This window comes from Corynebacterium diphtheriae (genome assembly GCF_001457455.1).
GTDB lineage: Bacteria > Actinomycetota > Actinomycetes > Mycobacteriales > Mycobacteriaceae > Corynebacterium > Corynebacterium diphtheriae.
This window is the reverse complement of sequence record NZ_LN831026.1, coordinates 1526121-1538867: the sequence shown is the minus strand read 5'-3', so window position 1 is coordinate 1538867 and position 12747 is coordinate 1526121. Positions and strand designations below refer to the sequence as shown.

Here is a 12747-nt window from a genome sequence, read left to right as displayed (position 1 = left end):
AAGATTGCTGGCATGCGGTAGCCTTAGATCTCATGGAATTAATGATTGGTCGTGTGGTGAAATCCCATGGTATTCGTGGTGAGGTTGCCATTGAGGTAACTACGGAAGAACCAGAGATTCGGTTCGCGCAGGGTGAAGTTCTCAACGGGCGGCAAGGCGGGAAAGAACATTCCCTCACAATTGCATCTGTGCGACCACATCAAAATCGACTTCTCGTGAAATTTAAAGAAATTGCCGATCGTACTGCTGCTGATAGCCTACGGGGTATGCGCTTTTTCGCAGCTCCACTCGATGACGATGACGACGATGGATTCTATGACCATGAGCTAGAAGGTCTAGCCGTTATTTACGGAGAAGAGAAAATTGGTGAAGTATCCGGAGTTATACATGGGCCAGCTCAATCACTTTTAGAAGTAACCCTTGAAAGCGGTAAAGAGGTTCTTATTCCATTCGTCCACGATATCGTTCCCGAAGTTGATCTTGACTCTGGAACGTGTGTGATTACTCCACCGGAAGGGCTGCTGGAACTCTAATGAGACTTGATGTCATCACAATTTTCCCTGAATATCTTGATCCGCTAAGACACGCACTTTTAGGGAAAGCGATCGAGAAAGATTTGCTTAGTGTCGGTGTTCATGATCTGCGGTTGTGGGCTGAAGATGCGCATAAGTCTGTCGACGATTCTCCCTTCGGTGGTGGGCCAGGCATGGTGATGAAGCCAACGGTGTGGGGACCAGCGCTTGATGATGTAGCTACCATGTCGGGTAAAGCGCACATGGGTGCGCAATTAGATTCGGCACGCGTACACGTCGATAAGCCTCGTCATGATGAGCTAGAAAGAATTCAATTTGCAGGTTATGATGCCGCAGAGGTAGCAGAAGCCGATAAACCGTTGCTTTTGGTTCCCACGCCAGCCGGTGCACCATTTACTCAAGAAGATGCACGCGCGTGGTCTAACGAAGAGCACATTGTTTTTGCTTGTGGGCGATACGAAGGCATCGATCAACGCGTTATCGAAGATGCTAAGAAAACCTATCGAGTACGTGAAGTATCCATCGGCGATTATGTTCTCATCGGTGGAGAAGTTGCCGTTCTTGTCATCACTGAAGCCGTAGTTCGCCTCATCCCAGGTGTCCTTGGAAATACTCAGTCGCATCAAGACGATAGCTTTTCCGACGGCTTGTTGGAAGGCCCAAGCTATACCAAACCTCGTGAATGGCGTGGACTCGAAGTACCTGAAGTGCTCACTAGCGGCAATCATGCCAAGATCGAACGTTGGAAGCGAGAACAATCCCTCAAACGCACGTGGGAAGTACGCCCAGAATTGCTGGAGGGTATGGAGCTGGATCGACACGACCAAGCCTATGTAGAAGGCCTGTGGCGAGGAAACACCAGTGATAATCTCCACTGACCTTCAGCTGCTCATTTCTCCTATGCAATGGGATCAGGTGGCGTCTGAAATTGCACAACAACTTTCAGCTGTGGGATACAACGTTACGGATATTCGTGCCGAAGTAATCGATTTGACCTGTGAACCGGACAATATGCTGGTTAATCAGTGGCAGCAGGAGCATGGGACGACTCCCACTTCAGAGCAACTTCATAGGGTAGTTATTACCGGAGAATTTGATGGTGAACTGCGAAAAGCCACCGAATGTGTTGTGCGTCAGCTGCCAGAAGGAAGCTACTGGTACGGGACCTCGTTAGTAGGTGAGATCGAACCAAGTGTTACTGCTGCGTGCGCATGGCAGGCAGATGTGTAACTAGGCGGCTGCTAGGATTGTTCGAATGATTGCAGCTACCATTGCCAAAGAACTTGGTGTGAAACAATCCCAGATTGAAACGGCGCTGACATTGCTTGCTGAGGGCAATACGGTGCCGTTTATTGCTCGCTACCGAAAGGAAGCTACAGGGGGACTTGATGATTCGCAGCTTCGTATCATCGAAGAGCGTGCTTCGTATTTGCGCGAATTAGAAGAACGCAAGCACAGTATTGCGGAAGCAATTGAGGAACAAGGCAAGCTGACCGATGAGCTGCGTCGCAAGATTTTTGAGTGCGATACCAAGGCGCGACTGGAAGATCTCTATCTTCCTTACAAAAAACGCCGTAAAACCAAGGCTGATAATGCACGCGAAGCTGGCCTTGAAGCACTGGTTGATGAGCTCATCGCGCATCCAAGCGCTGATTCCGAGCAGTGCGCTCAGCCGTATATAACTGCTGGTTTCGAGGACCCCAAGAAGGTACTTGAAGGTGCACGCGCCATCCTTGTCGATCGATTCGCCACGGATGCTGATCTCGTAGGTGATGTGCGTGAACGTATGTACTCCACCGGAACCATGCGTGCGGGAGTCGTCGCCGGAAAAGAAACTGAGGGGGCGACATTCAAAGACTATTTTGAGTTTTCTGAGGCCTTTGACTCGCTGCCAAGTCACCGCATTTTGGCGCTGCTGAGGGGTGAAAACGAAGGCGTTTTGCAGCTTGATCTGGATGCCGGAGATGATGAAATCTACCAAGGCATGATCGCTGATCGCTTTAAGCTAGACACCAATTCTGCATGGCTGGCTCAAGCTATTCGCTGGGGGTGGCGTACTAAGCTGCAGGTTTCTGCTGCCTTAGATGTTCGTATGAGGTTGAAGGAAAAAGCGGAGGCCGGCGCTCTCGAGGTGTTTGCGCGAAACCTTCGCGACGTCCTCCTAGCTGCACCAGCAGGACAGCGTGCGACACTCGGACTCGATCCTGGCTATCGCAATGGAGTAAAATGCGCTGTGGTAGATGCCACCGGAAAAGTACTCGATACGGTGATCGTTTACCCGCATCAGCCGCAAAACCAGTGGACCCAAGCAGTGCAGACGCTTGCTTCGGCATGTGCGACACATCATGTTGATCTGATGGCTATCGGTAATGGCACTGCTTCTCGTGAGACTGAAAAGTTGGCGCATGAAGTAGCGGATCTATTGAAAAAGGCTGGGGGAGCACGCCCTACGCCGGTGGTTGTTTCTGAAGCAGGTGCTTCGGTGTATTCAGCGTCTGAAACTGCTGCACGGGAGTTCCCAGATATGGATGTATCGCTTCGTGGCGCAGTTTCTATCGCACGTAGACTTCAAGATCCTCTGGCCGAGTTGGTCAAGATTGATCCGAAAGCGATCGGAGTGGGGCAGTATCAGCACGATGTAAACCAAACGGCTTTGGCGAAGACGCTTGAAGCAGTGGTTGAAGATGCGGTTAATGCAGTAGGTGTTGATCTCAATACTGCCTCGGTTCCTTTGCTTGCCAAGGTAGCGGGTATCAGCCCAACCATTGCAGAAAATATTGTCCATTATCGTGATGAACATGGCGCCTTTGTCAACCGTACAGCTTTGAAAAAGGTGCCACGGTTAGGTCCAAAGGCGTTTGAGCAGTGCGCAGGATTCTTGCGGATTTCAGGTGGAAAGGATCCACTCGATGCCTCTGCTGTTCACCCTGAGGCTTATCCAGTTGTTCGTAAAATGTCCGAAGCTACGGGGCTTTCTGTGGAAAAATTGATCGGAAACTCCCACGTTTTATCTTCGCTTCGTCCGGCGGATTTTGCTGATGAGCGCTTTGGTATTCCGACCATCACTGACATTGTTGCGGAGTTGGATAAGCCGGGTCGTGATCCACGCCCAGAATTTAAGACAGCGACTTTTAAAGAAGGAATCGAAAAGATTTCAGATCTTAAACCTGGAATGGTTTTGGAAGGAACCGTGACAAATGTTGCTGCATTTGGCGCATTCGTAGATGTCGGAGTTCATCAAGATGGGCTCGTGCACGTATCAGCACTGTCAGACTCTTTCGTCTCTGATCCCCATCAGGTTGTTCATTCCGGTCAAGTGGTGCGAGTCAAGGTGGTTGATGTTGACACACAACGCAAGCGAATCGGATTAACAATGAGGCTTAACGACGACCCCGCAAAGCCGCGTCAGCGTTCCGAAACTCGGGAACATTCGGGTGCAAAACCGAAGCGATCGGGTAGTAAGGCTAAAAATAGCCCCGCTGCAAACGGATCTCTTGCAGATGCGCTGAAACGTGCAGGATTTGGCCATTAGATTTTCTGCGCGGATTAACTTGAAATATCAGTTTTTCGCTGGCATAATCCTTCAAGTTGTCTGTCTCTGGTAGAGACGGCTGCTTTCATGTCTCGGGCACGAACCGGCCGAGCGCCCTGATGAGGGAAAAGCCGCTAGGGTCCTCTGTCCTATAAAAGTAAGGAATTGGTTTTATGAACCTTCTTGACAAGGTCGATGCAGCTTCGCTGCGCGACGATATCCCAGCTTTCCGCCCAGGTGATACCCTCAACGTTCACGTTAAGGTTATCGAGGGTAGCAAGTCCCGTATCCAGGTATTCAAGGGTGTAGTCATTCGTCGTCAGGGTGCTGGCGTTCGCGAGACTTTCACCATCCGTAAGGTTTCCTTCGGTATCGGTGTTGAGCGTACTTTCCCAGTACACACCCCTAACATCGACAAGATCGAGGTTGTTACCCGCGGTGACGTTCGCCGTGCGAAGCTGTACTACCTGCGCGACCTGCGTGGTAAAGCAGCCAAGATCAAGGAAAAGCGCTAATAGCTTCCTTGCTCAGTGCTCTAGCACCAAACGCCCAGCTTTCTCTTCCTGCATGACGCAAGAAGCGTGGCTGGGCGTTTTTTCATTCGATGGCTGAATCAGCTGCTAGAGTTCTCAAGGTGAGTTCAGCTAATAACGAGACTGCGTCCCTCACGGATGGCGTCGAAACGCACGACAATGACAAGAAGCCACTGCCATGGTTTGTGGAAATCCCTTTGGTCGTAGTGGTGACCCTTCTCGTGATCACCTTGCTTCAAACATTCGTCGGACGAGTCTATATGATCCCAAGTCAGTCAATGGAGCCGACACTTCATGGATGTGCAGGGTGTACCGGAGACCGAATTTATGTAGATAAGCTGGCTTATCGTTTTGGTGAACCAGAAGCCGGCGACGTTGTAGTTTTTGCAGGTACAGAATCATGGAATACCGGATTTACCACTTCACGGTCAGAAAATCCTCTGGTTCGTGGAGTACAAAATGCGGGTGCTTTCGTCGGATTAGTAGCACCAGATGAAAACGACCTTGTAAAACGCATCGTAGCAACAGGGGGTCAAACGGTGCAGTGCCTTGAAGGCGATGAAGGTGTCAAAGTAGACGGTAAAGTCATCGACTCGTCATATACTCTGATGCCACCAGCGTATCCGGTCGACCAGACCACAGGATCAGAGGCGTGCGGCGGCTTTTACTTCGGACCTATCAAGGTACCTGAAGGAAATTACTTCATGATGGGCGATAACCGGACAAACTCCGCGGATTCTCGTTACCACATTGGTGATCAGTATCAAGGCACCATCCCTAAAGAAAACCTCAAGGGGAAAGTTCAGTTCAAGATTTTCCCATTTAACCGTATTGGTGCAGTCGAGGATTACGATATCCAGCAGTGATCACTCAAGAACACTACTGTGCGTTGCCAGCTCCCAAAATCCGGACGCTGAAGCATCTTCGAACCTTCGAAGTTACTTTGGATAAACATGGTCTTGGGCCGGTAGCAGGTGTCGACGAAGCTGGACGTGGTTCATGCTGCGGACCTATCACGATTGCGGCTTGTATTATGCCGCAGCGTCCCATCGCTCAGCTTCAGGCGCTCACAGACTCGAAAAAACTGAGTGCAGCAAAACGTGCGGAACTATATCCGCTGATAAAAAAATACGCACTGGCGTGGTCGATCATTCATATCAGTGCCGCGGAAATTGATCGAGAAGGCATACAGCATGCCAACATTTTCGGCATGCGACGAGCTATCGAAAAACTTGATGTGGCTCCTGGATATGTTTTAACGGATGCCATGAAAGTGCCGGGGCTACGGTGCCCCTCGCTTCCGATTATTGGAGGTGACGCAGCGGCGCGGTGCATTGCTGCGGCAAGTGTTCTGGCAAAGCATTCGAGAGATCTCATCATGGATGATCTTGGTGAGAAATATCCCGAATATGGTTTGGAAGATCATAAAGGTTATGGGACGAAGAGTCACATGGATGCGGTGCGCCATCACGGCGCAACTCCTGAGCATCGATATAGTTATTCCAATGTGAAGGCAGCACACGATCAATGGCTGCAAGAAAAGACACAATAAGGGAGGTAAGCGATGAGCGCTGAAGAGCTCGATAATTATGAGGCGGAAGTTGAACTGTCCTTGTACCGCGAATACCGAGATGTGGTTAGCCAATTTTCGTACGTGGTAGAAACCGAGCGGCGCTTTTACCTTGCCAATGCAGTAGAACTCATCCCGCATACCCAAGGCGGGGATGTGTACTACGAAGTTCGGATGTCAGATGCATGGGTCTGGGACATGTACCGATCAGCGCGATTTGTTCGCTATGTCCGTGTCATAACCTATAAAGACGTCAACATCGAAGAACTTGATAAGCCTGATCTCGTAATCCCAGAATAAGACAAAACTTTCGTATTAACTTAGAAGCGCGCTTCACGGTAGCCCCCTTACCATGAAGCGCGCTTTCGCATATGGATCCAGCATGCGCATCTGTGGATAACTCCCAAAGTGATCCCTTGACAGACAGTTATCCACAGAAATGCAGGTATTCGTTTCATCGCAATTGCCAAGGAATCATACTTGGCGTCAACCTGAAGAGGAAAAACTCGCACTACACAAAGGGGGCAACGATGACAGCTACGCATAATCACTACTTAGCCGTTCTCGGTGAAGATTTCGTCGCACAACAATATGCCAACGAAGGCTATGACATAACGGCACGCAACGTGTCATTTTCGGTGGGGGAGATCGACATTATCGCTACTAGTCCTCAAGGGGAAGTAGTGTTCATTGAGGTAAAAACTCGTTCATCTTCTCTCATGGATGCTGCTGAGGCAGTCACACCAACCAAAATGCGGAAAATCCATAGAGCTGCTTCGAAATGGCTTCAAGGGAAACCATTCGCAGATATCCGTTTCGACGTCGTTGCCGTTCACGTCGATGAATATGGTGAGCTAGATATGACGCGTTACCAAGGGGTGGAACATGGGGCTTGCTAAAACTCGATCAGCGGCAATCTCGGGGGTCACAGGCGTTATCGTCGACGTTGAAGCCAATATCGGAGCTGGTTTACCCGGCACCTATATCGTGGGACTTGCCGACGCTGCGGTTGCAGAAGCACGTCAACGGATTAAAACTGCTGTGAATAACTCAGAGCTACCGTGGCCGAAAACCAAAGTAATAGTCAACCTTTCCCCAGCGTCGTTGCGAAAAAATGGGGCGCAATTCGACCTCGGAATATGCATGGCCATCATGGCTGCCGCTGGGATGCATAACCCCGATTGCCGCGATATCGAAAACACTTTGTTTTTAGGTGAAATCGGCCTAGACGGTGTGATTAAACCGATATCTGGATTAGTTCCAGCATTGTTGGCTGCACGGGGCGCGGAAATAAGAAATGTGGTCATTCCGTGGGGAAACGCTGCCGAAGCTATGGCGGTAATCGATGATTCCGCAATGAATGTTCTTGTCGCACGCTCGATTAGCGAGGCAACCGAATGGCTCAAGGGTAACGATGACTTGATCGCTGCTCATGACGTCATACTTGATGAGCATGCGACGAAAAAGCAGCCGCACAAAGTGGGCGATATGCAAGATGTTGTGGGACAAAGTGATGCAAAGAAAGCAGCAGAAATCGCAGTTGCTGGTGGCCACAACATTGTCATGATTGGCCCACCAGGTTCCGGAAAATCCATGATTGCTCAACGCATGGCTGGCCTTCTACCTGCTCTCACGCATACAGAAATGATAGAAGCGACAGCGATCCACTCGGTCATGGGACAAGCCTTCAACGGGCCCATGACGCACCCACCGTTTGTAGCGCCGCATCATTCCATTACTAAAGCAGCGTTATTAGGCGGAGGATCCGGAAACCTCCAACCCGGAGCTGCCAGCCTGGCACATACTGGTGTTTTGTTTCTTGATGAAGTAAGCGAGATACCAGCAAATATTCTTGATTGCTTACGAATGCCATTGGAATGCGGCGAAATTAAACTCATGCGGCATCGTCGCGAAGTCACCTTTCCTGCACGTTTTCAACTAGTTATGGCAACAAACCCGTGTCGCTGTGCAGCAGAGTTACCTTCAGAGTGCCGATGTAGCGCAACTACACGAGCACGGTATTTGAACAATATTTCGGGGCCACTGCGCGATCGACTTGACATTTTTGTACGTACACATGCTCAAGGTGCCGTGATCTCAGATACAAACCAAGAGTCCAGTAAATCGATTGCAGAGCGAGTTCAAAGTGCTCGTGAGCGTAGTGAACATCGTTGGCGCACTGCGGGCTTTACTGTAACAACCAATGCAGCGATGGATCCGTACCTTCTTCGACGGCATTTCCCCGCAGATGAGGCATCGATGGCACTTCTTAGCTCCTATCTTGGCGACGGTGAATTGAGCCAACGCGGAGTTGACCGCGCACTGAAAGTTGCATGGACATTGTGTGATTTGGAAGGAAAAACACGTCCTGACTTAGGCCACACAGCGTATGCACTTGAGCTACGCGATGATTGTATTAGGGAGAATGCCGCATGAGCAGGCTAGAAGCTTGGGCATATTTGTCTCGAGTTTTTGAAGGACCTAGCAGATCACTCCAGAAACTTTTAGAGACAGAATCTGATGTAGAAAAAATCGCATGGGGGATCAAAAAGAGAGAAGCGTGGCTTGGGCCTATCTTGTCTGAAACGGCTTCGCGCTATTCAGTCTCATTGGAACAAGAGGATCTAACTACAATCAAGAATCTCGGTGGCAGGCTTGTCACTCCTGATGATGACGAATGGCCACGGGAAAAATTCGAGACTGCATTTGGTTTTGCCGCCTCTGGTACCAGCTCTCTAGTGCGCTCATATCAATCCGATGCAGTTGCCCCTCACGCCCTCTGGGTTCGTGGTGCACCGCTATCGACGACTGTTGATCGCAGCGTGGCCATCGTAGGTACCCGTGCTATGAGCCACTATGGCAAGAGCGCGACTTCAATGTTGGCAGCGGGAATCGCCGATCATCATTGGACGATAGTCTCAGGAGGAGCTCTAGGAGTAGACACCGTAGCCCACACCGAAGCTCTGCAACGACAAAAACCCACAGTAGCAGTATGCGCACGTGGACTTGATGCACCTTATCCGCGTAAAAACGCAAAACTGCTACGCTCGATCGCTGAAACCGGATGCTTAGTCAGCGAATACGCGCCGGGATTAACACCACACCGCCACCGTTTTTTGACCCGCAATCGGTTAGTAGCTGCATTATCTCAAGGAACCGTAGTAGTTGAAGCTGCATGGCGTTCCGGTGCACTTAACACGCTTAGCTGGGCAAGTGCTTTAGGAAGAGTAGCAATGGCCGTGCCTGGCCCAGTAACGAACACTGGTTCATTAGGTTGCCATGAACGCATTAGAAATAAAGAGGCCGAATTGGTGTGTAGCGCTGAGGAAATTCTTGCTTTGGTAGGAACCTTGGGCGAGTTTGACCCCAATGGGCAATATGAATTGCAGTTTGCAGCCGATCCGATTCAAAGCCTAAGTAGAAATGAAATGAGAGTTTTTGATTCGTTGGATTCAAATCCTCACGCCACTGACATGGTTGCGGCGGCTGCTGGTATTCCGATTGGGCTTTGCGTTCATATTCTGCGTGATCTAGAAAAGAAACAACTCGTTATGCGGGAGGGGGCCCACTGGCATAGATGTTAAAACTTTTTATCGGTAGCCTCTTGCGTGATGAACAATCATGCCTTAATGTAACAAAGGCAAGCCTAAGTAAAGCTTTTTGAGGTTCGGGCTGGTTCCTCAATGAGATGGGTCGAGGCGAGTGGCTGGTTCCATAGGTGGGCAATCATGTCCACTTTGGTTCTTATCGCTTCGGAACTAGGGTTATGCACTATGGGTGAGTCAGTAGTAGAGGTGAAAAGTTGTCACAGGCTTTTCACCTCTACTGTGTATTTAGCTGAGAGGGAAACGTGCCAGCCCAACTAACCGAACTTGTCGACGATTTCTGTGAGTATCTGGATTTGGGCTTAGGGCGATCGCCGGCCACTGTCCGTTCTTATAAAAGTGACCTCTTTGGTTTTGTAAATCGATTTGCCACATTAGATCAATTTACGTTGGACAATGTGCGAGAGTGGTTGGCTCAAGCGGTCGCCGACGGTAAATCTCGTGCAACTATCGCACGTCGTACTGCGTCGATAAAAGCGTTTAGTGGATGGTTGCTGCGAAACGGCTACAACGATATAGATGTGGCTGCACGGTTGGTAGCGCCGAAGGTGCAACGCACATTGCCTACGGTAGTAAGCGAGCGCACCATGACGAATATCGTCGAAAAGCCGGCTTCGACGACTGAAGATACTTTTGTTCGTGATCGTGCTATTTGTGAGTTGTTGTATGCGTCGGGAATTCGTGTGTCTGAGCTTTGCGGATTGAATACTGGTGATGTCGATCTCAAACGTCAAACTGCTCGAGTAACTGGTAAAGGAAATAAACAACGTGTTGTTCCATTCGGAGACCAAGCTACAGCGGCACTTTCCCATTGGCTAAATGGGGTGCGAAGCGAAATGTTGATTTCTGCCGGATGTACAAGCGGAGTAGATGCGTTATTTGTAGGGGTGCGGGGTAAAAGGATCGATCCACGCCAAGTAAGGCGAATTGTGGAAACCTCTGGTCAAGAACACGGAATAGATGGCTTAGCTCCGCACGCACTGCGGCATACAGCAGCAACGCACCTACTCGATAACGGAGCAGATCTCAGGGTTGTGCAAGAAATGCTGGGACACTCCTCTTTGAATACCACTCAGATATATACACATGTAAGTACTCAACGGCTTAAGGAAGCGTATAAAAACGCACATCCCCGTGCGCAAAAAAACTTGTAGTGCTTGGCAAAGAGTTATTTTGACCGAACCCTCATCTGAGGTGGTTTTAGCCGAATGTGCAATGGTTCGAGAAGACTGAGGGGATTGAGGTAGTTGTCCTTTCCCCGAAGTACGCCCCAGTGAAGACCGGGGAATCCGTCGACACTTGGAGCTAGAACGCCGATGATTTCTCCGCGCTCTACTAAATCTCCAGTGTTGAGGGCTGTAGTTACCGGTTGGTAAGTGGTTCTTAAACCATCGGGATGATCGATCGAAATGACAGGCTTACCGGCTACCTTGCCGGCAAAAGCGATGATCCCAGAGTTAGCGGCCCGTACTGCACCGTTAACGGGAATATCGAGATCGACTCCTCGATGTCCTTTGAGCCAGTTGTGTTGAGGCTTATCAAAAGGACGAATCACGCGGGCTATTGAAGGATCTCCTGTGGCGGGATTGATATAAGTAGAGGTCAGCGGGTTGGTAGGGGTTGTGCTAGCGGGTTGGGCGATGAAAAGTGCTAAAAGGAAACTTGATATGACTGTAAGTATTTTCTTCATATCTGTGGTCATACCTGATGTGGATAACTTGAGTTCAGTACTTATTCACAGTTAAGGGGTACCGCAGGTGCTGGTGGAGTAAAAGAAACTCGTGTGAACTAAATGAAGCGGTGACTGCCGGTAGATGTGGATAGATTGAGAATTCAGTTTGGAAAACTGCACGGAAAAGTATATGCTTCTGCTTTAGCAGTGCGCCCAATGCGGTGTGCTGACTACGCGCGGTCCCGAAGTGCTTTAAGTACACAACGTTGAAAGCAATGGTCTCTGGGCTTTTGCCTTAAAAAGCTTCAGAGTGCTGGATATGTGCGAGGGCAGCCAGGAAGCAGGGAAAACCTGCATATATATAACCGAAACTTAACTTGAGAAAGAGGGCAACTCATGGCAGTTGTAACCATGCGCGAGCTTCTCGACGCTGGTGTTCACTTCGGACACCAGACCCGTCGCTGGAACCCAAAGATGCGTCGTTTCATCTTCACCGACCGTAACGGCATCTACATCATCGACCTTCAGCAGACCCTGACCTACATTGACGAGGCATACGAGTTCGTCAAGGAGACGGTTGCACACGGTGGCACCATCTTGTACGTCGGTACCAAGAAGCAGGCTCAGGAGTCCGTCAAGAACGAGGCTGAGCGCGTTGGTATGCCTTACGTCAACCACCGTTGGCTTGGCGGTATGCTCACCAACTTCCAGACCGTTTCTAAGCGACTTCACCGTATGAAGGAGCTCCAGGCTATGGATGCTGCAGAAAACGGTTACGAGGGTCGCACCAAGAAGGAAGTTCTCATGCTGACCCGTGAGCGCACCAAGTTGGAGCGCGTCCTCGGCGGTATTGCAGACATGACCAAGACGCCTTCTGCTATGTGGGTTGTAGACACCAACAAGGAGCACATCGCTGTTTCCGAGGCTCACAAGCTGAACATCCCAGTTGTGGCAATTCTTGACACCAACTGTGATCCAGATGTTGTTAACTTCCCAGTTCCAGGCAACGATGACGCAATCCGCTCCATCGACGTTCTGACCAAGGTTATCTCTCACGCAGTTATCGAGGGCAAGAAGGCTCGCGAAGAGCGTGCACTTGCCGCTGCTAAAGAAGCAGCTGGCGATGCCAACAAGACCGAGGTAGCGGCTAAGGTTGAGGCAACCGAAGAGGTTGCAGCTGAAGCTGAGGCTAAGTAATAGCTTTTTACAAGCCCTCAAATCCATAGAACACTTGCAGGCTATACAACTTCATGTGGCTTACAGGGCGTACGGGTTTGAGGGCTTTTGCCTCGTGTAAAAGCT

General features: G+C 50.0%; 14 protein-coding genes. 13 read left to right on the top strand and 1 reads right to left on the bottom strand.

What is annotated here, in order from left to right; all coding sequences use genetic code 11:
- The first annotated feature begins 32 nt into the window (after positions 1–32).
- From rimM to AT687_RS07390, 12 genes are all read left to right on the top strand, one after another.
- The gene (rimM, locus tag AT687_RS07445; RefSeq protein ID WP_014310551.1) at positions 33–533 is read left to right on the top strand and encodes a ribosome maturation factor RimM; all 501 of its coding nucleotides are present in this window, start codon (positions 33–35) and stop codon (positions 531–533) included.
- Positions 533–1411, top strand: a complete 879-nt coding sequence (gene trmD / locus AT687_RS07440) for a tRNA (guanosine(37)-N1)-methyltransferase TrmD (protein WP_014310550.1) — start codon at positions 533–535, stop codon at positions 1409–1411. Before rimM ends, trmD begins: the two co-directional genes overlap by 1 nt.
- A complete protein-coding gene (locus AT687_RS07435; protein ID WP_041740524.1) occupies positions 1395–1763 on the top strand; it encodes a hypothetical protein in 369 nt (122 codons plus the stop codon). Before trmD ends, AT687_RS07435 begins: the two co-directional genes overlap by 17 nt.
- Before the next feature lie 25 nt (positions 1764–1788).
- The gene (locus AT687_RS07430; RefSeq protein ID WP_014319163.1) at positions 1789–4065 is read left to right on the top strand and encodes a Tex family protein; all 2277 of its coding nucleotides are present in this window, start codon (positions 1789–1791) and stop codon (positions 4063–4065) included.
- Positions 4066–4238: 173 nt separating this feature from the next.
- Entirely contained in the window at positions 4239–4580 is a 342-nt protein-coding gene (rplS, locus tag AT687_RS07425) for a 50S ribosomal protein L19 (RefSeq protein WP_003852008.1), read from the top strand.
- 89 nt (positions 4581–4669) lie between these two features.
- The gene (lepB, locus tag AT687_RS07420; protein WP_014303573.1) at positions 4670–5464 is read left to right on the top strand and encodes a signal peptidase I; all 795 of its coding nucleotides are present in this window, start codon (positions 4670–4672) and stop codon (positions 5462–5464) included.
- A complete protein-coding gene (locus AT687_RS07415) occupies positions 5461–6150 on the top strand; it encodes a ribonuclease HII (RefSeq protein WP_003851987.1) in 690 nt (229 codons plus the stop codon). The genes lepB and AT687_RS07415 overlap by 4 nt, the downstream gene beginning before the upstream one ends.
- A gap of 12 nt (positions 6151–6162) precedes the next feature.
- The gene (locus tag AT687_RS07410; RefSeq protein WP_003851985.1) at positions 6163–6468 is read left to right on the top strand and encodes a DUF2469 domain-containing protein; all 306 of its coding nucleotides are present in this window, start codon (positions 6163–6165) and stop codon (positions 6466–6468) included.
- 71 nt (positions 6469–6539) lie between these two features.
- Positions 6540–7067 carry a YraN family protein gene (locus AT687_RS07405; RefSeq protein WP_014319162.1) on the top strand — a complete coding sequence of 176 codons (528 nt, stop codon included), beginning with the start codon at positions 6540–6542 and terminating at the stop codon, positions 7065–7067.
- On the top strand, positions 7054–8604 hold the full coding sequence (locus AT687_RS07400) for a YifB family Mg chelatase-like AAA ATPase (protein WP_014319161.1): 1551 nt from the start codon (positions 7054–7056) through the stop codon (positions 8602–8604). Before AT687_RS07405 ends, AT687_RS07400 begins: the two co-directional genes overlap by 14 nt.
- Positions 8601–9752, top strand: coding sequence for a DNA-processing protein DprA (gene dprA, locus AT687_RS07395; RefSeq protein WP_014310543.1), 1152 nt, complete (start codon positions 8601–8603; stop codon positions 9750–9752). The genes AT687_RS07400 and dprA overlap by 4 nt, the downstream gene beginning before the upstream one ends.
- Positions 9753–10018: 266 nt before the next feature.
- Entirely contained in the window at positions 10019–10927 is a 909-nt protein-coding gene (locus tag AT687_RS07390; protein WP_014310542.1) for a tyrosine recombinase XerC, read from the top strand.
- Positions 10928–10941: 14 nt separating this feature from the next.
- On the opposite strand, the gene AT687_RS07385 is transcribed toward AT687_RS07390, so the two are convergent.
- Positions 10942–11463 carry a M23 family metallopeptidase gene (locus AT687_RS07385; protein ID WP_014310541.1) on the bottom strand — a complete coding sequence of 174 codons (522 nt, stop codon included), beginning with the start codon at positions 11461–11463 and terminating at the stop codon, positions 10942–10944.
- 378 nt (positions 11464–11841) lie between these two features.
- On the opposite strand from AT687_RS07385, the gene rpsB reads away from it, so the two are divergent.
- Positions 11842–12642, top strand: a complete 801-nt coding sequence (rpsB, locus tag AT687_RS07380; RefSeq protein WP_003851973.1) for a 30S ribosomal protein S2 — start codon at positions 11842–11844, stop codon at positions 12640–12642.
- Positions 12643–12747 lie beyond the last annotated feature (105 nt).

Excerpts from the sequence above, each read along its gene's own strand:
- AT687_RS07385 (WP_014310541.1), bottom strand. The coding sequence starts at position 11,463 with ATGAAGAAAATACTTACAGTCATATCAAGTTTCCTTTTAGCACTTTTC.
- dprA (WP_014310543.1), top strand. The coding sequence starts at position 8,601 with ATGAGCAGGCTAGAAGCTTGGGCATATTTGTCTCGAGTTTTTGAAGGA.
- lepB (WP_014303573.1), top strand. The coding sequence starts at position 4,670 with ATGGCTGAATCAGCTGCTAGAGTTCTCAAGGTGAGTTCAGCTAATAAC.
- AT687_RS07410 (WP_003851985.1), top strand. The coding sequence starts at position 6,163 with ATGAGCGCTGAAGAGCTCGATAATTATGAGGCGGAAGTTGAACTGTCC.
- rimM (WP_014310551.1), top strand. The coding sequence starts at position 33 with ATGGAATTAATGATTGGTCGTGTGGTGAAATCCCATGGTATTCGTGGT.
- AT687_RS07430 (WP_014319163.1), top strand. The coding sequence starts at position 1,789 with ATGATTGCAGCTACCATTGCCAAAGAACTTGGTGTGAAACAATCCCAG.
- AT687_RS07405 (WP_014319162.1), top strand. The coding sequence starts at position 6,540 with ATGGATCCAGCATGCGCATCTGTGGATAACTCCCAAAGTGATCCCTTG.
- trmD (WP_014310550.1), top strand. The coding sequence starts at position 533 with ATGAGACTTGATGTCATCACAATTTTCCCTGAATATCTTGATCCGCTA.
- AT687_RS07400 (WP_014319161.1), top strand. The coding sequence starts at position 7,054 with ATGGGGCTTGCTAAAACTCGATCAGCGGCAATCTCGGGGGTCACAGGC.
- rpsB (WP_003851973.1), top strand. The coding sequence starts at position 11,842 with ATGGCAGTTGTAACCATGCGCGAGCTTCTCGACGCTGGTGTTCACTTC.
- rplS (WP_003852008.1), top strand. The coding sequence starts at position 4,239 with ATGAACCTTCTTGACAAGGTCGATGCAGCTTCGCTGCGCGACGATATC.